General features: G+C 66.5%; 12 protein-coding genes. 8 read left to right on the top strand and 4 right to left on the bottom strand.

Features of this window, described 5'->3' with window-relative positions; all coding sequences use genetic code 11:
• Together HPY83_18310 and HPY83_18315 are read left to right on the top strand one after the other, a co-directional pair.
• The coding region (locus HPY83_18310; GenBank protein NPV09901.1) for a hypothetical protein at positions 1 to 156 on the top strand (156 nt) is incomplete at its 5' end.
• Positions 157 to 818: 662 nt separating this feature from the next.
• Positions 819 to 2,054, top strand: coding sequence for a glycosyltransferase family 4 protein (locus HPY83_18315; protein NPV09902.1), 1,236 nt, complete (start codon positions 819 to 821; stop codon positions 2,052 to 2,054).
• A gap of 430 nt (positions 2,055 to 2,484) precedes the next feature.
• Here HPY83_18315 and HPY83_18320 read toward each other — a convergent pair whose 3' ends face one another.
• Complete coding sequence (locus tag HPY83_18320) at positions 2,485 to 2,673, bottom strand: hypothetical protein (GenBank protein NPV09903.1); 189 nt, start codon at positions 2,671 to 2,673, stop codon at positions 2,485 to 2,487.
• 219 nt (positions 2,674 to 2,892) lie between these two features.
• Complete coding sequence (locus HPY83_18325) at positions 2,893 to 5,763, bottom strand: response regulator (protein NPV09904.1); 2,871 nt, start codon at positions 5,761 to 5,763, stop codon at positions 2,893 to 2,895.
• Between the two features lie 594 nt (positions 5,764 to 6,357).
• Here HPY83_18325 and HPY83_18330 point away from each other — a divergent pair.
• Positions 6,358 to 7,683, top strand: coding sequence for a hypothetical protein (locus HPY83_18330; GenBank protein ID NPV09905.1), 1,326 nt, complete (start codon positions 6,358 to 6,360; stop codon positions 7,681 to 7,683).
• Positions 7,684 to 7,805: 122 nt separating this feature from the next.
• Here the strand turns inward: HPY83_18330 and HPY83_18335 are convergent, their stop codons facing one another.
• Positions 7,806 to 8,945, bottom strand: a complete 1,140-nt coding sequence (locus tag HPY83_18335; GenBank protein NPV09906.1) for a hypothetical protein — start codon at positions 8,943 to 8,945, stop codon at positions 7,806 to 7,808.
• 342 nt (positions 8,946 to 9,287) lie between these two features.
• On the opposite strand from HPY83_18335, the gene HPY83_18340 reads away from it, so the two are divergent.
• The 5 genes from HPY83_18340 (at position 9,288) to HPY83_18360 (ending at position 16,894) form a co-directional block, all read left to right on the top strand.
• Complete coding sequence (locus HPY83_18340; protein ID NPV09907.1) at positions 9,288 to 11,384, top strand: DUF4962 domain-containing protein; 2,097 nt, start codon at positions 9,288 to 9,290, stop codon at positions 11,382 to 11,384.
• 317 nt (positions 11,385 to 11,701) lie between these two features.
• Positions 11,702 to 11,968 (top strand): AbrB/MazE/SpoVT family DNA-binding domain-containing protein, encoded by a 267-nt coding sequence (locus HPY83_18345; GenBank protein ID NPV09908.1) that lies wholly within the window; start codon positions 11,702 to 11,704, stop codon positions 11,966 to 11,968.
• Complete coding sequence (locus HPY83_18350) at positions 11,961 to 12,470, top strand: PIN domain-containing protein (GenBank protein NPV09909.1); 510 nt, start codon at positions 11,961 to 11,963, stop codon at positions 12,468 to 12,470. Before HPY83_18345 ends, HPY83_18350 begins: the two co-directional genes overlap by 8 nt.
• A gap of 282 nt (positions 12,471 to 12,752) precedes the next feature.
• Positions 12,753 to 13,937: a hypothetical protein gene (locus tag HPY83_18355; protein NPV09910.1), complete on the top strand. Its 1,185-nt coding sequence runs from the start codon at positions 12,753 to 12,755 to the stop codon at positions 13,935 to 13,937.
• A gap of 689 nt (positions 13,938 to 14,626) precedes the next feature.
• A complete protein-coding gene (locus HPY83_18360) occupies positions 14,627 to 16,894 on the top strand; it encodes a hybrid sensor histidine kinase/response regulator (protein ID NPV09911.1) in 2,268 nt (755 codons plus the stop codon).
• On the opposite strand, the gene HPY83_18365 is transcribed toward HPY83_18360, so the two are convergent.
• The coding region (locus HPY83_18365; GenBank protein ID NPV09912.1) for a response regulator at positions 16,800 to 17,051 on the bottom strand (252 nt) is incomplete at its 5' end. The genes HPY83_18360 and HPY83_18365 overlap by 95 nt on opposite strands.

The raw sequence follows: 17,051 nt of genomic DNA on the forward strand, positions 1-17,051 counted from the left end.
TGTGAGGCCCTAGCTTGCGAGCCGGTGGGAGTGCAGCGCTTCGACAACAAGCTCCTGGTCAGCTTCCGCCACATGTTCATCCGCCAGATCGATCTAGCCACCAAGCACACTGTGCCTCTGGTGCAGCTGGTGTCCGATGTGTCAACCATGTCCTGATACATTGTGTCAGCGATGTCCTGATACCGGACATACGAGATTCGCCCCTACGAGGGGATGACAGGTGTGTAGCGCCATGGCAGCAATTCGTCCCTGCGACAGGGATGACAGGTGCATAGCGCCGTGGCCGCGATTCGCCCCGCATCTGAGGCACACGCTCGGCCACGCGCCTTGACAGGGCTCGAGAGTAATGGTAGGGTAGCGACACAGTTGATCAGGTCCATATGTTAGCATGATTCATCAGAGGGAGGGGTGCCCATGATGTGATGTGATCGGCGGAAGGTGAGGGCGTTGACGTTGGTGCACGTATCCCGGGTATCGGTGGTGCGTGCAGGGAGCAAGGATGCTCCATAGAGCAGGTCGGTTGGCAGCGCTTTCCTCAGGTGAAGCTCGCCCCAGGGCGAGCGGCTCCGAATCCCCGTAGGACAGACCTCACAAACCGGGCCAGAGTGGCCTGGGGTGCATCGCAGCACTTCCATCCAAGGCAGTCATCCGTAGGCATCGAGCCACAGTGCTCCATCGCCCAGCCCCAACCATCGCGCCTCGGCACCAAGCCCGTGGAGCGAAGCACCTGAGGCGGTTCCTGACTGCCCTCAGTGCGCCCAGGGCTGAGACGGGCGGCCATGGCGCGATGCCTGACCTAGCGAGCAAAGGAGATTGACATGAAAGTATGCATGACCCACTACGCGTTTTACCCCACCACTGGCGGCGTAGAGACTCACCTGATGGACCTCTGCGCCGAGCTGGTGCGCCAGGGACACGAAGTGCACGCCCTGGTGGGCTCCATGGAAGGCGAGCCCGCTGAGAGCGAGGTGGAGGGCATTCAGGTGCACCGCCGTGACTGGATGAACCCCGAGATCATGCGCGACCGCAAGCGCGCCAAGGGGGTCCAGGCTGACCATACCCTGCCCGAGATGCAGGCCGAGGTCAAGAAGGAGTACGCGGACTTCATCGGTCAGCACAATATCGAGTTGGTGCACGCCCACAACTTCCATCACTTCCTGCCCGAGTACGGTCTGGCGCTGACCGAGATCCGGCGAGAGAGGCGCATTCCCACCTTCCTCACCATCCATGAGATGTGGGGCGAGTTCCTGGTCCAGCACCTGCTGGAGAACACCGAGTGGGACGGCATCATTGCCGTGGGTCAGCACGTGTACGGGGACGTAGTCGCTCAGATCCCCGACCTCCAGAACCTGCACATCGTCCTCCACGGCGTGAACACCGACATGTTCCGCCCCGACGTGGATGGCAGCGCCCTGAAGGAGCAGCTGGGGCTGGCCGGCAAACGAGTGATCCTACATCCGGCCAGGTTACTCCCATGGAAGGGCGTTCACACCACGGTGGAGGCCTTCCGCATGATAGCCCACCGCTATCCCGATGTGTCAGTGGTCATAACCGATACCCGCGAGATCCTGGACTGGATTCACGAGCTCCAGGGATATCGGGACCACATCTTCTCCATGGTAGAGGACAGCGGATTGAGCGACCGCGTGGTCATGCGCTCGTTCGACTTCGCCAAGGAGCTGCCTCAAGCCTACGCCATGTCCGACATCGTAGTCTATCCTACCAGCGGCGAGGAGCCCTTCGGCCTGGTGCCTCTGGAGGCCATGTCCAGCGGCAAGCCAGTCATCGTCAGCCGCAGCGGCGGCCTGGTGGAGTCGGTGCTGGACGGCGTCACCGGGTTCGTCATCCCCAAGGAAGATGACGACATGATGGCGGACCGGCTGTCGGCGCTGCTGGCGCATCCCCACCTGGCGGAACGCATGGGCAACACGGGGCGGAAGCACGTCCTTGAGCGCTTCACCCTGACACGGATGATTGACGAGGTCGAGGAGATCTACCGTCAGGGCCTAGAGCGCATGCGAGCGCAGGAAGCAGAGGCGAAGGCAGCCAGCTAGCCGGCGAGCAGCCGGCCCTACGTCCTCTGCGCCTCGCCCTCTCCGGCTGGCGCCGAAGTTGGTTCTCTGTGGCGCTGGCACGGACCTTGCACCCCGGAGAGGTGGAGCAGCGAGGAGCGGCGGACCTAGCCACCCCTCGCTACTCCGGAGTGGAAGGGAAGTTAGCTTCGGCTGACTTCCCTCTTTCTGTTGTGGCCGGCAGGAGCGGAAGCTCGCTCACGGACAGGCTACGGGCTGCCTCGATCGGTCCGGGCAGCCCGTGTGGTCGGCATGGCGGGAGCAGTCTCACGCTCATATGCGATGGGGACGGCCGCTTAGGCGAAGGGCGGCCGCCCCTGGTCTTGACGTCAAGTCGCTGCCGTTGTCCCAGGAGACCGGCCGGTCAGGAACCGAGCCTGCCGCTCTCCCCGGAAGACGGTCCGGCTCGGGCCTATATCCAGCCACCCTCGGCCATGGGGACGAAATTCGTCCACTGGCCGCCGCGAACGTGGCGCTGTAGCGCCACTCTTTCCTCGTTCGAGAGCTCGAACCGAGCGAGAGCGGCCGCGTCTTCGGTCAACTCGTCGATCCGTAGCTCTCCCTTGCTTGCCTTGTACACCAGTTTGCTCAAATCGGTCATCCCTTCCACTCCTGCTGTACTCGTGAGACCTCCGGTGCCCCGCCATGCCTCACTGACGCCAACGACCCCGAGGCCGCCGTGCGACGGCTGCTCGCCCTGGAGGATGAACCCCCTGGTGTCGTTGACCAGGCTCGCGTAATAGTACCTTAGTCCCAATTCATATGAACGCGAGCCCGAAAGTATTAGAATATGGTTAGGATGGCGCTCGTGTGACGTTTCTTACTGGGCGTCCAGCGTCTCTCGCACCTTGAGCGCCAGGTCGTGGTGGTTGAAAGGCTTGGGCAGGAGCTCCACTGGATCGCTCGAGCCGGGCAGTCGCAGCAGGTTCTCCTCGGTGTTATACCCGGACATGAAGAGCACCCGGGTCTCGGGGCGCTCCCGGCGCACGTGCTCGGCCAGCTCGCGGCCACCCATCCCGGGCATCACCACATCGGTTAGCAAGAGGTGGATGGGGCCCTGGTGCCGACGGGACAGCTCCAGGCCGGTTCGGCCATCCTCTGCCTCCAGAACCCGATACCCCTGCCGGTGAAGCATACGCACCACGATTGACCGGACGGCTTCCTCGTCCTCGGCCACCAGAACCACCTCTTGTCCACGGGGGAGGTGATCTGGCTGCGGCTGGCCCTCAGTCGCGGGCAAGGTTGCCTTCGTTTGGGCGCAGGGTAAGTAGATGGAGAAGGTGGACCCTTTGGCCAGCTCGCTGCTAACCGCTATCCCGCCTCCGTGCTGCCTCACTATGCCATACACGGTAGCCAGGCCCAGTCCGCCGCCGCCCGTCCCCTTGGTGGTGAAGAAGGGCTCGAAGAGGTGCTCTTTGACCTCATCGCTCATGCCTGTTCCGTTGTCGCTGATGGCGAGCTCGACATAATGCCCGGGCGAAGGAACCAAATGCGCTCCTGGTGGCGGGCTGTTCAGAAAGACCTCTCTGGTCTCTATGGTGATAACGCCTCCCTCGGGCATAGCGTCTCGCGCGTTGGTCACCAGATTCACCACTGCCTGCTCTAGCAGGTCCGGGTCGGCCTCGATGGCAGCCCCCTCTGCCCCCAGTCGGGCGACGATATGGATGTCCTCTCCGGTGAGCCCCCGGAGCAGCTCGCCCATGTCTTGGATCAGCCGGTCCGGGGCCACAGGTCGGAGGCGTATCACCTGGCGCCGGGAGAAGGCCAGGAGACGGTTGGTGAGCTCGGTGGCCCGCTTGGCCGCCCGCAGTATCTCCTCTACGTCCTGCTGGGCCGGCCCCTCGGGAAGCGAAGCCAGTACGATCTGGGCGTAGCCAATGATCGCCGTCAGCACATTGTTGAAGTCGTGGGCGATGCCGCCCGCCAGCCGGCCGATGGACTCGAGTTTCTGAGCCCGGAACAGCTGCTGCTGCGTCCGCTCCAGTTCCCGGAGGCTCTCCTGGAGCTTCCGCTCCGCCTCGGCAGCCATGTCTTCTATGCGCTGCCTGGCCCGCACCTGCTCGGTGACCTCGAGGGCGACCACGAGGAGATCTGGCAGCTCCTTTCCAGGCACGTTGAGCGGAAGAAGGGTGAAGCGCCAGTACGTCTGCCCGCGGGCGAAGCCGGCGTAACGGCCCTCGGCAGCGGAGAGGGGGGTGCGCCGGCGAAGGACCTCCCGGGCGGCCTGGACGATCCCGGCTTCGGCCGCGCCCGGAAGGAGTTCCTCCAATCGCACCCCGGCGATGTCTCCCTGAGGCAATGGCCGATCGAGTGCCTTCACCGCCGCGGGGTTGGCCCAGCGCACCTTGAGGCTACGGCCGTCCAGAACCGCGATGGCTGCCGGAGCGTTCCGCACTACTGCGTCGAGCAGAAGGTGCTGCCGCCGCTCGTTCTGGTACAGCCGGGCGTTGGCCAGCGCTAGGGAGATGGAGGCAGATAGCTTGCGGGCGAAGTCCAATTGCGCCGCAGAGAAGGACGCCGGGCCGGAGTAGGAACTGAAGGCCAGAACGCCGATGACATCCCGCCGCATGGCCAGAGGCACCGCCAGGAATGCCCGCACCCCGCTCCGCTGCAGGGCGCGGTGGCCTCGCCACTCGCTGCGCCGCACATCCTCCACCGCCAGGATGTCCCCGTGGGAGCGGAGCCGACCCGGCAGAGAGAGCCCAGCCTCATCCGCGTCCGCCCAGGACACCGTGGGGGCCACCCCGTGGGCGTAGCGCACCCGCCAGGAGCCTCGCCGTCTGGCCACCACGCAGGTGAAGTCCGCCTCCAGAACCCGGCCCGACTCCGTCACCACCCTCTGCATGATGCGGTCAATGTCCAGAGAGGAGTTGATGATGGCGTTGATGCGGTTGAGGGCGTCGCTCAGGTCCTTGGCCCGGCGGAACTCGGCCAGATCGCGTACCACCAGCAACCCCAGGAGCGGCGATACGGTGCCCAGGAAGGCGGTGATGGGCCAAATGGGGTTCGGCAGGAGCGGGAACAGCCACTCGAACGCGGCCAACGCTCCCCGATAGGCCAGGGCACCGGTGGGGCCACTGACCATGGCCAGGTAGGTGGCAAGAAGGCTCTCCGACGCCGCCGGAAGCAGCAGCCTGCCCGTGAGGCGAAACGCAGAGGCCGGGCCCGGCAACTGGTTCAGGCCCGACAGAGGGAGCGAGGCCAGAGCCAAGCCCAGCCACACCAGCACCATCCCCCCGGCACCGGCACTTCGCATCAGGGGCCGAAGCAGCCTCCAGCGAGTCATCTCCAGTCCCAGTAACCGAGAGAAGACGTAGACGAGGTTAAGGACCACCGGCAGCAGGCCGCGGGAGTAGGGAGAAATGCCGAAACCGGAGAGCATCCCCGCCACCAAGAATAGGGCTACCTGGAAGAGCCCCAGGAGCGCTGCCACCGAAACCATCCACCGGTCCGGCCGAGGAAGGTCGTGAGGGCCTGAGGCTAGCGCTACCCCTGCCAGGGCCACCCACAGAAGAGGCTGCACCAGATACGTGCTCAGTTCTGCCCGGGGCAGGTACGGGGTCACGTAATGGGTGAGGTAGAGCACGGCCACCAGAGCGATGGCCGTCTGCGGCCAGCCGAGGGCGAATGCGTGCCGGACCGGTGACGATACTTGGCCGACTTCCCCCGCACATCGAGCCTTGCCGGTCAACCCTTCCACTCCAGCAGCTGCAGTCTCAGGCCGAGGGCCCCGATCAATCGCGGCGTTGGCGGATCCAGCCGGTCCCGCTTCCCCGCATACCCGACATGGGCCGGACCCCGAGGCACGGCGCAGCCAGCTCCCCGGTGGCGGGGTAGAATATAGACATAAGTGTCCATCGTCAATGGCACCCGATCCCGGCAGTTGGCCTCCGAAGGGGAAGCGCGCCCTCGCCGGAGGGCGGCTCCGGCGGTGTCGGCGAGGGTGGCATGACGAAGGGTTGGCGGCTGAGCCCTGGAGCTCCCGCGGTCATAGGGCCGTCGGGTGCCCCTTCCGAGGCCGTGCTTCGCACCACACAGGTGCCAGTCCTGTGCCAACGGAGCAGACCCGCCACATCTTGGGCTCAGAGCCGACGCCGGTTCCGCGCCATGGGGGAGAGTAGCTGGCCGACCCTCCCTCTGCCGTCGCGCGGCTGTTCACTAGCTGTTCCCAGGCGGGTACGTCGCTCCTTCGTGGCAGAGAAGAAGGGGTGCCGCGGGTGATAGCGTGGCGCTCGGCTGAGGGTACAATGGGATCGGCTATCACATTTCGGCGCGAGGATACGACATGGCCTCCACCAGCGGACGATCACATCTATGGAGGGCGCTATCGGCCCTCATCGTGATGACCGCCGCCCTGGGGATAGCGTCCTGTGCTGCACTCACCCCCGCGGCTCCGCCCACCCCGTCTACCGCGGCGCCCGATCCCACGACCGCCGTGCTGGGAGTCTACAAGACGATTCTGCCCGGCGCGTCCAGCCCGGGCATTGACGGGACCCTCTACCTGAACCATGGTGGCAGCCTACGCCAGGTTCTCGACTACTTCAACGAGGTGCCTGCTCTAGTGGAGGTGGGCACCTGGATGGTGGACGCCGATGGCATCGTCACCCTGACCATCGCCGCTCAGGAGGATCGCGCCTACGACGTGCCTATCGTGTCCAGGCTGCAGCACACCGGCCACACCCTGGTCACCATGCCTGATCCGGATGCGGCCGAGGCTCTCCTTACCGTGTGGTACGAATTCGGCGCCTTGGCAGCCGGCCAGGTGGAGATGCCATACGACGCCGAGTCGGCTTCTATGCGCCTGGAAAGGAACCTGGCGGAGCACTACAAGGCCTTCCTGCCCTCGGCAGATGGCTGCGGGCGAGACGTCACCCTGTCGCTGCAGACCGACGGCGTCGCGGTGATGAAGACCGACTATCTCAACGGGGAGCCGGCCACCGAAGAGGTGGGCACCTGGGAGCTCCTCGGATCCCACACCCTCCGCGTGACCTTGAACAGCCGGCAGGATCGCGTGTACGAGGAACCGGTGGTGACCGACTACGTGGTGGAAGAGGGCACCCTGAGGGACGGTAGTGGCGTAACGCTGCGCTCCGTCTTTGGCTACGTTATGTCTGTCATCTCCCAGTTCACCGGTGAGACGGCCACCTTCGCAGACGTGGACGAGGAGGTACTCACCGAGACAGCCCTCGCCGAGGCTGAATACGACCTTCCCGACTTGGGACCGATCCCACTTCGGGCTGGCCGCTATGAGCATCGGTACGGCTCGGGCGCTACAGAGGTGAACCGGGTCCGCTTGCAGACTGCTGGTTTCGGTGATCTGGACGGAGACGGGGCTGATGATGCAGCGGCGGTGCTGGCGGTGGCAACGGGCGGCTCGGGGAGCTTCTACTACGTGGTCGCCATGGTGAATCGGGCGGGCGAGCTGGAGCAGGCCGGCTACGCACTGCTCGGGGACCGAATACAGCTCGAGTACGTCGGGGTTGAGGAGGGGAGGATCGTGGTGCGAATGAAGCTGGCCGTGGCCGGGGATCCCATGTGCTGCCCCAGCCATACGGTGACCCAAATCTATCGGTTGGAGAAGGGCACGCTTCAGGCAGTGGAAGGTCCATGAGCGGGCCCGGCTGTTCGGCGGTCGGGTAGAGCTCAGCCGGGAGCTGGTCCAGGCCACTTACGTCATCCTGGGCCTACCCTGCATGGAAGGGGCGGAAGAACAGCCAAGGAGCTAGGCCGGCCTCACAGCCGTCTTCCCAGCGCCTCCTCGTAGACCGCCAGGACGTTCTCCAGAGGGGTGCCCGGCTGGATGCAGTGAGCCGGGGCGAAGATGTAGCCGCCGCCCCTGGCGATTACGTCCAGCCGATGGCGAGCCTCCGCCCGGCACTCCTCCACCGTGCCGAAGGGCAGTGTCTTCTGGGTGCTTATGAGGCCACAGAAGGCCAGCTTCCCCTTGCAGGCGGCTCGGATGGCCTCCGGGTCCATGCCCTTGGGCTCCGGCTGCATGGCGTCCAGCACATCCAGGCCCATCTCAATGAACGTGGGCATGATGTCGTGGGTGTCGCCGCAGGAGTGCATCATGGCCCGGGCGCCGTACTCGTGGGCCAGGCGGTAGAAGGGCTCCAGGCGGGGGCGGAACACCTCCTCGAAGTCGCGGGGGGAGAACATGCGCCCGTTCTGGTTGCCGGTGTCCTCGCCCAGCTGCAGGAGGTCAACCCGGCCAGCGGCCGCTTCCAGCCCCCGCCACAACACCTGATAGTAGAAGTAGCAGCGGCGGTCTATGATGGCCAACCCCACCTCGTCGCGCAGGGCGATGTCCATCATCACCCGTTCCATCCCCCGGCCGCGGGAGACTCCGTTGAGGATGTCGGGCATGCCGGCGCTGCCAAGGACGATGGCGTAGTCTTCGTAACGGCGGCACTGGTCGGCCAGTACCGAGTAGTCGTAGTCGTCCGGGTCGGGCCAGGGGTAGTTCTCCACGTCCTGGAGGGTGTGCAGTTGGGCGAGGGGGAGCTCCACTGCCTCATCGTAGTGGCCGGAGCCGTGGAAGACGCGGCGGTACCCCGCACCCCAGATGTCGTAGGTAATGCCGTCGCGGGCCGGCTTCACCGGGCCCTTCCACTCCGGCTCGATGGTGCGGAAGTCCACCCCCAGGTGGACCAGGAGGGCGTCGTCGCCGTGCGTCTGGCGGGTGGCGGTGGAGATGCGAGCGGCGGAGTCCTGCCGGGTGGCAGCGTCCCGTATGCCGAAGTGGGCTCGGAGCATGGATTCCACCTCGGGCGTGAGGTACACCTGGATGGGGACCCGGTCCGGCTCGCGCCAGTTGAGGGAGGTCAGCACCCGCTCCCGGGGACTCATGGCGTATCGGGGCGCAGGCTTCATAGGCACTTCTCCTGCCCCCAGGCTACTGGATAGAGCCGGGGCGGTGCAAGGGCACGGGCCGGCATCGGCGGGAGGAGCCTCACATAGCGCCGGCTTGGCACTCGGGGTTAGCAGGGCCTGCGCCTCAGAAGCGGGAGAGCCAGATCCCTCAGCAAGGTAATCGCATCTAGGTCGCACGCCAGCGCTGACTCGGGGGCATGGCCCTGAGGACGGGGGAGGCAGAAGTGCGGTTACGTTGACCCGGCGACCTCGGCGGGGCAGAATGTGAGCCTGAGCCCGGCCGCGGTTGCGCATGGCCGTGCGCGACCCGATGGGCATCTCACCGAGGAGGGAGCGCTGTCCGTGCAGCACCCTTATCTCTTCTTCACCGAAGCCGACCTCGACACCATCCGCCTTAAGGCTCAGGGGGCCATCTGCGGCCAGATTCTCCGCTCCCTCGTTCGCGTGGCCGAGGAGAGGCTGAGCTGGGAGCTCTACCGGCCTGAGCTGGTGCGTCCCTTCGCCGGGTATCGGCACAGCGCCCAGAACAGCCTCAACTACGATGAGGCCTACGCTCGCAGCTACGTCTCCCAGTACCGGCTCTCCATGCTCATCCGCAACCTGCCGGAGATGTACGCTTTCGCCTACCTCATGCTGGGGCGCCGGGAGCACCTGGAGGCCGCCAGGAGGTGGCTGCTGACTCCGGCCCGGTGGGACAAGCGCATCTGGGGTGCTTACGCCGACTCGGAGGCCACCATAGACGAGTACTCCGCCCTGGAGCTGCGCTCGCTGGAACTGTCGGGCGGGACCTGCGTGGCCGTCCGGCCCCATCCTACCGAGGAACGCAAGATGCCGGTGTTCGAGGACACCGGCATCTTCACCACCTTCAAGCTGCGAGGCATGGCCACGGCCTACGACTGGTTGTACCCCGACCTGAGTGAGGAGGAGCGGGCGCACGTGGCCGCGGCACTGGGCTACCAGGGAGACCGGCTCTACCACCACGCTCTCAACGGCAATGCTCTGCTCCTGGGCTCCATCCTCAACCATACCTGGCTGGACACGGCCGGGCTGGGCCTGGCGGGGCTGGCCCTCTACTACGAGCATCCCACCGCCCGGGAGTGGGTGCGGTTCTGTCGCGACCGCTTCGTGGACGTCCTGCTGATCCGGACGGTGGGCGAGGACGGTGAGTTCCCAGAGCCCTGTCCCTACGTGTGGGAGTACTCCTACATGAGCGCGGCCATGTTCTTCGAGGCCCTGCGCCGCGTCACCGGCGAGGACCTGCTGGCCCATCCGGCCTTCCTCAAGGTCAAGGACATGCTCAACCGGGCCCTGACGCCCGCGGGTGGCTTAGCCTTCGACGATGACATGATGGGCTTCGACCGGGCGGAGGGTGTGGCCTACTCCTTCCGCCCCCTTATGTTCCTCTTCGCCTCCAGGTTCGGCGACCCCGAGGCGCAGCGGTACGCCCTGTACGAGGGGTTCGATCCGCCGGGGTCGGAGCGGGGGAAGTTCTACCCCGGCGGGCGGTGGTTCCCCGAGCGGCGGGAGTGCAACGGCCACTGGGAGTACCTGTGGTGCGACGAGTCTATCGTGCCTCAGGACCCGGCAGCCGAGACGCCCTCGGCTCTCCTGCGTAGCACCGGTTGGGCCATCCTGCGCTCTGGGTGGAAGCCCACCGACACCTACCTAGCCTTCCGTAGCGGCCCCTACCTCGGCCATCACGACCGCTACGACCAGAACAAGATCGTGCTCCAGGCGGGTGGAGAGAAGCTGCTGGAGCACCTCTACGGGGCCAACTACCTCTACTTCGACTACTTCAAGTACACCCCGGGCAGCAACACCATCCTCGTGGATGGGCAGGGGCAGGAAAGGGTGATAGAGGGAGGCCAGCATACAGCCTTCATGAGGCAGTACAAGGGGGAGAATAGCAACGGCAGGATCGTCTTCTTCCAGGCCGGGCCGGACTTCGATGCCGTGGTGGGGGACGCCTCCCGCGCCTACGGCGACCGGCTGGCCCGGTTCTGCCGGTACGTGGCCTTCCTCAAGCCGGACATGTTCCTGGTGCTGGACGACCTGCAGGCTCCGGAGCCGGTAGCCTTCGACTGGCTGGCCCACTCCTACGGCGACATCGGCATCCAGGGCAGCGACGTCCGCATCCGCAAGCCCAAAGCAGGGCTGCTGATACGCTCTCTCCTCCCCGAGGGTGCTGCCTGGCACCTGGAGCGCACGCCGCCGGACAGCAATGGCGAGCGCCTGCTCAAACACCTGGCACTGCGGCCGACAGGGAGGGTCAAGGCGGTGCGATTCCTGACCGCCCTGTTCGTATCGCCCCTGGACGGCGAGGGCCTGCCGGTGAGCGTGCACGAAGAGGGGGAGCGGGTGGTGGCGTCGGTTGAGCGCGGGCAGGAGGCGGTGGAAGTCGAGTTCAACCTGGTCGAGGCAAGAGTCACGCGACGATAGGAGCCCCGGAGCAACCCCGGCGGCCTGCGCGCCCGCGCCGGCTCCCCTCAGTGCCGCACAGAGCGTGGTAGCTCGGTGCTGAGGCCCTCGCCTTGTGGGTGAGTACGAGTCAGTGCTTGAGTCCGGGCCAGACAGTCGGCAGGATATGGGGTGGTACGCTTCGGAGCCGCAGGTCTAGGCCCCACATCCCGGCCGCGGGCCCTCAGCGGGCGCCTTCAGCCGCCTGCTTGCCCCGGGTTCTGACTCGCACCCATCGGGCCTTGCCGGGGGCAGTAATGCAGTGTATACTGCAATGCAGACTGCACCGGAGGGGACTAGTGGATTCGGTGGCGGTAATGAGGGACCGGGGAGTGCTGACCTTGCCCAAGGAGGTGCGGGAGCGCAATGACTTTCAGCCCGGCACCCGATTTCAGGTCATTGACCTAGGCCAAGGTACTATCGTTCTTACTCGCCAGGCGAGCATTCTGGGAGAACTGGCGGAGGAGATATCCAAGGCGATGGATGAGGCCGGGGTGAGTCTGGAAGACCTGCTCCAGGCGGCACGGGAAGAGAGGGAGCGCCTCTACCAGCAACGCTATGGGTAGGGACGACCGGTCGCTTCCGGCTCTGCGCGTCTTTTCGGACACAAACGTGATCTTCTCCGCCATCTACGGCCGGTACCGCGATCCCGGAGCGAGGAACCCTGCCGGTGCCAGCCTGACCCTGTGCGAGCTTGGCCGTGCCAGGATGGTGGACCTGGTGGTCAGCGACTTGGTTCTGGAAGAGGCACGTTCCGTTCTGCGGCGCAAGCTGCCCGAAGCCGTCCCGCACCTCGAAGGGTTCATTGCCCTCTCCACCAAGCTGGTTGAGGCGCCGGACTCGGACTCAGTGAGGAGAGCCCTGGGCTGTGTATCCGACCCGGCGGATGCGCCTGTGCTGGCATGCGCCGCCAACTGCGGCTGTCGCTTCCTGGTCACTCTCAACCCGCGTCACTTCCCTGATAGATACGGCACCATGGAAGTGGTGACGCCTGGGGAGTTGATTGCGCGCGTGCGCCGTCATCTCACCGGGCTCGAGCCCCTCGACCTCCCCGACCACCGACCGTAACACCAACGGGCGCCGGTAGCCTCACGCGACACGCGCCGCCTAGCGCTCGATGCGTTCACATAGCCCAGGCCGTATCGCCTTGGCGGCGCCAGGTCCACGAAGGGCGGCCCGGCGTGTCCCTGCAAGCTCTCGGCCGGCGCCGCTTGGCTGACCGCTTTCCCTGCTCAGGGCTTTGGCTCAGGACAGGAATCAGCCGGCCGCCCTGCTCCGCGCCAGCCACATTGCCTCACCCTCATCCCTGGCCTATCATCACCGCACTGCAACGCACTGCGGGAGACGCCCATGAACTCGCGCGAGCGTATCCAGCACGCCATGTACCACCGCATCCCCGACCGGGTGCCGGTGATGTGCCAGCTGGCCCTGGGCCATTACTTCCTCAACACCGACATCGCCCCCCACGAGATATGGTTCACCAGCGAGGGCTTCGCCCAGGCCCTGGTGACCTTGCAGCGCCGCTACCGCTTCGACGGCATCCTCATCAACCTGCCCGGCCGTCCCGTCGACCTTCTCGATGAGGTAGCCTCCATCGAGAAGACGGATGAGGGCGAGCGGCTCACCTGGCGGAATGGATTCGTAACCTTCTTCCCCTGGGACGACAATCCCCACTACACGCCCCCAGACCCCTCCCGTCCTCAGCGGGCCGACTTCGCCGAGATAGGTCCCGATGACCTGAGCGGCATTGACGAGCTGCCCGGCTACGTGTGGAACACCTACCACGTCCCCTGGCTATCCGGTAAGGCTGTGGGCGGGCCGCTGTCGGAGGTGCCCGACTACTTCTTCCGCACCATTGACCGGGTGAAGGAGCTGGTGGGCGACGAGGTGTCGGTCCACGGTGAGGTATTCTCCCCCTTTACCCACTTCATGGAGCTGTTTGGCTACGAGAATGCCCTCATGAACTTGGTCATGGACGCTGGCAAATCCCACGCCCTGCTGGATAGGCTCACCCAGGCGTCGGTGACCTGGGCCCGGGCCCAGGCCCGGCGCGGGGTGGACGCGGTGCTCATCTCCTCCGCCTTCGCCGGCGCGCCCTTCGCCTCCCGCCGCATCTACCAGGAGTTCGTGCTCCCCTACGAGCGCCGGGTTACGGACGCGGTCAAGGCCGAGGGTGTGCCGGTGTATACTCATTCCTGCGGCAGCATCGGCGACCGGCTGGACCTGATGGTGCAGACGGGGACGATGGGCATTGACACCCTGGATCCGCCGCCGCTGGGTGATGGCGACCTAGCAGCGGCCAAGCGCGACTTCGGGGACAGGCTTTTCATCAAGGGCAACCTGAACGCGGTGGCCATGCTGGGCATGAAGACCAGGGAGGAGGTGCTGGGCTACGTCTCCGAGGTGCTGCGCACGGGAATGCCCAACGGCGGCTACATACTGAGCACGTCCTGCTCCGTGTCGCCCAAGATGGAACCCTGGAAGCTGGAGTTGCTCACCCCGCTGGCGGAGGAGATCGGGCGGTACGACGGCTGACCGCCGTGGCAATGAGGAATGGGAGGACCGGCGCGTGACCTCAAGCCGGTCGTGCGGCGCCCGACTCCATCCGGGGCACCGACGCCGCCGCTACTTCAGCCCATGGCGATCCTCACCGAGCTCAGCAGCGACTGGACCAGGGGTAGTACCTGACTCCCTCGACTGTGAGCGTCGGGGTGGAGAAGAGGAGGGTAGTCCGCCACCGCGCCCAGCCGATTCTCGTGTTCAGGGTCCTTGAGGGAGTGCGCGCTCCCAGGCACGGCACGCGGGCGGCGACGTTTGGTGCCAGGGCTCTTTCGCGCGTGGGCGCGCGAACTCCTCGTGGGTCACTGAACCCCGGACCCAGGCTGGGGACGAGTCGGCCCATTCGCCTTGCTCAGGGCAGGCTCTCGGCCGGCTGGAAAGGACCCCAGCCCGCGGGGGCGGGCTTCGCTCAGCCATAACTCCGCGGCTTTCCTGAGCGGCGGTGCTGGTCAGGATCCGGCCTCCCGATGCTGAGCTCTCACCTGTCGTTCGTCGGACGGCGTCCTCTGGCCGCACCATGGAGTATCGGGCATTGCTGGGCCAGGGCCGTCGAGCTGCTCCAGTTTGCGCAGGGTCCGGCGGTGGGCCAGCATGGAGGCACTCCGGGTCGGGCGTGCGCCGGCAAGGGGCAGCCTTGCCGGCGCGGGGGTAGCGCGGGAGGAGCCATGGCGGCGGTGGAAGGTCAGGTGCTGGCGCAGGCGGACGACGCAGCGGTGTTGCCGGTGGACAGGCGCTCACCTCCGGTGGGGCTCCACCATTTGATGCAATCCACCCGCCGCCGGCTGGCGCTGCTGATGGTGGGGGCCGGTTACGTGTGGGCGATGGGCGTCTTCGTCACCCGGCACCCGCACCAGGACTGGGTGAGCCTGATCGGGCCTCTGGTTCTGGCTGCCGGAGGCTGCCTTGCCCTGGTGCCGTCAGCCGGGTCGCCGCTTTCTGCTCTCTCACTGCTCTTCGGTATGCTCGGGGCGGCGCTGGCGGAGATGGCCCTGCAGAGCGCGGCCATGGCCGCCTGGCTGGGTATGGCGGCGACGCTAGTGGCGGGCGTGGTGCTGGGCCCCTGGGGTGCCCTTCCCGCGTTTGCGGCCTTGACGGTTGCCTCAGTCACGCTGCTCAGCGGAACTCGAGAGGCATGGGTGGTCATCCGGGAGGCCATGGCGGCCCTGGTGGTCGTGTGGGCCGCTGGACACGAGGTGTTGCAGGCGCTGATCCGCCTGGAGGAGAGCGAGGGCCGTGCCTGGCGCTTCGCCTCGGAGGCCATGCAGCGGCGCGCCCAGGTGCAGCAGGCCTCCAAGGACCTGCACGGCATGTATGCCCTGCTGGAGCGGACCAACCGGGAACTGGAGACGGCCCGGCGCGAGGCGGACGAAGCCCGGGAGGTCAAAGCCCGCTTCGCCGCCAACATCAGCCACGAGCTGCGCACCCCCCTGAACCTGATCCTGGGCTTTAGCCGCATGATGTACCGCTCCCCCGAGGTCTACGGAGGGGTCCGTTGGACGCCCGAGCTCCGGGCCGACGTGCGCGAGATCTACCAGGCCAGCCGGCACTTGCTGGGCATGATAGACGACGTGCTGGACCTGTCGCGGATCGAAGCTCTCAGGCTGCCTCTCAGGCTCGAGCCCACGCCCCCGGCCTCGGTGATCGAAGAGGCCGTGTCCACCGCCCGGGGCCTGCTGCGCGGTTCCCCGGTGGACCTGATTGCCGACGTGGCCGCCGACCTCCCTGAGGTCGTGGTGGACCGCACCCGTATACGCCAGGTTCTGCTCAACCTCCTCAACAACGCCATCCGGTTCACCGACGCCGGCCACATCCGAGTGACGGCCTCTGAGCGCGACGGCGAGGTTTACATCTCGGTTGCCGATACGGGAGTGGGCATCCCTGCCCAGGACCTGCCCCACATCTTCGATGAGTTCAGCCAGGCGGCCGGGCCCATCACCAGTGGCAGGGGAGGAGCCGGGCTGGGGCTGGCCGTGTGCAAGGGATTCGTGGAGATGCACGGCGGGCGCATAACCGTAGAGAGCGAGCTTGGGGTGGGCAGCACCTTCACCTTCACCATCCCGGTGCCGGGAGCGGGAAGGGCGCGCTCGCGCCTGGCCTACTACGCCCCCGAGGGCTGGCGGCCTCCCCTTCCCGAGAACCCCCTGGGCAAGGCGGCAGTAGTGGTGGCACCGGATGAGCTGTCGGGCCGGATGGTAGCCCGCACCGTCAAGGGCTATCGAGTCCTGCCCCTGGTGGGGCTCGACTCATTGGCGGAGGAAGTCGAGGCTGAGCATCCAGCCGCGGTGATCCTCGTCCGCCATGGCGAGGAGGACGGCGGTGGAATCACCCCCGAGAGGATCTGGTCGGCCACCGGCAGGCGAGACCTGGGGGTGATCGAGCTGGAGATGCCGCCGGTATCGGACTCCCGCTACCGCCTGCAGGTGGACGCGTTCGTGACCAAGCCGGTGGAGGTGGACACGCTGGTGGAGGCGGTGCGGAACGCGGTGGCTTCACCCCGGCGAGCGCTGGTGGTGGACGACGACCCGGGGTTCCGGGCTCTGGCCGATCGGACCCTAAAGGCGGCGTTCGCTGGCCTGGAGGTGGGCCTGTGCGCCGACGGTGAGGAGGCCCTGGAGCGGTTGCGCCGGCAGCGGTACGACGTGATCCTGCTGGACCTGGCCATGCCCCGGCTAGGAGGCGAGGAGCTCCTGCACCAAGCCCGGGCCGCCGGGCTGCTGAGGGGGGCCCGCGTCGTGGTGGCCACAGGGCGGCCGGGGGAGGACCAGGGCGAGGAGCCCCCGGCCCGGCTGGCCTACACCCGCGCCATGAGGCCAGGCAGCGAGGAGTGGTCCCGCTGCCTCAGCGCCCTGATGGATGCAGCTCCCCCCGACTACTCCCGCCCAGCAGATCGTGCAGCAGGGACAGAAGGTCTTCCGGCGCGATTGGCTTCTTGAGGTAGGCCTGCGCGCCAAGGGCGTAGGCGAGTTCTGGCTCCTCCAGGACGGAGCACACCACGATGGGCACTCCGTCCAGGTCGGGCCGAGAGCGTAGCTGCTGGAGGAGGGCCCACCCGTCCACGTCCCGCATCATGACATCTAGGACTATGGCGTC

This window comes from Anaerolineae bacterium, from assembly GCA_013178015.1.
In the GTDB taxonomy this organism is placed as follows: domain Bacteria; phylum Chloroflexota; class Anaerolineae; order DRVO01; family DRVO01; genus Ch71.

What these genes read in the sequence shown, in the direction of transcription:
- HPY83_18320 (NPV09903.1), bottom strand. Translation starts at nt 2,673, where the DNA reads ATGACCGATTTGAGCAAACTGGTGTACAAGGCAAGCAAGGGAGAGCTA.
- HPY83_18355 (NPV09910.1), top strand. Translation starts at nt 12,753, where the DNA reads ATGAACTCGCGCGAGCGTATCCAGCACGCCATGTACCACCGCATCCCC.
- HPY83_18360 (NPV09911.1), top strand. Translation starts at nt 14,627, where the DNA reads ATGGCGGCGGTGGAAGGTCAGGTGCTGGCGCAGGCGGACGACGCAGCG.
- HPY83_18350 (NPV09909.1), top strand. Translation starts at nt 11,961, where the DNA reads ATGGGTAGGGACGACCGGTCGCTTCCGGCTCTGCGCGTCTTTTCGGAC.
- HPY83_18335 (NPV09906.1), bottom strand. Translation starts at nt 8,945, where the DNA reads ATGAAGCCTGCGCCCCGATACGCCATGAGTCCCCGGGAGCGGGTGCTG.
- HPY83_18315 (NPV09902.1), top strand. Translation starts at nt 819, where the DNA reads ATGAAAGTATGCATGACCCACTACGCGTTTTACCCCACCACTGGCGGC.
- HPY83_18330 (NPV09905.1), top strand. Translation starts at nt 6,358, where the DNA reads ATGGCCTCCACCAGCGGACGATCACATCTATGGAGGGCGCTATCGGCC.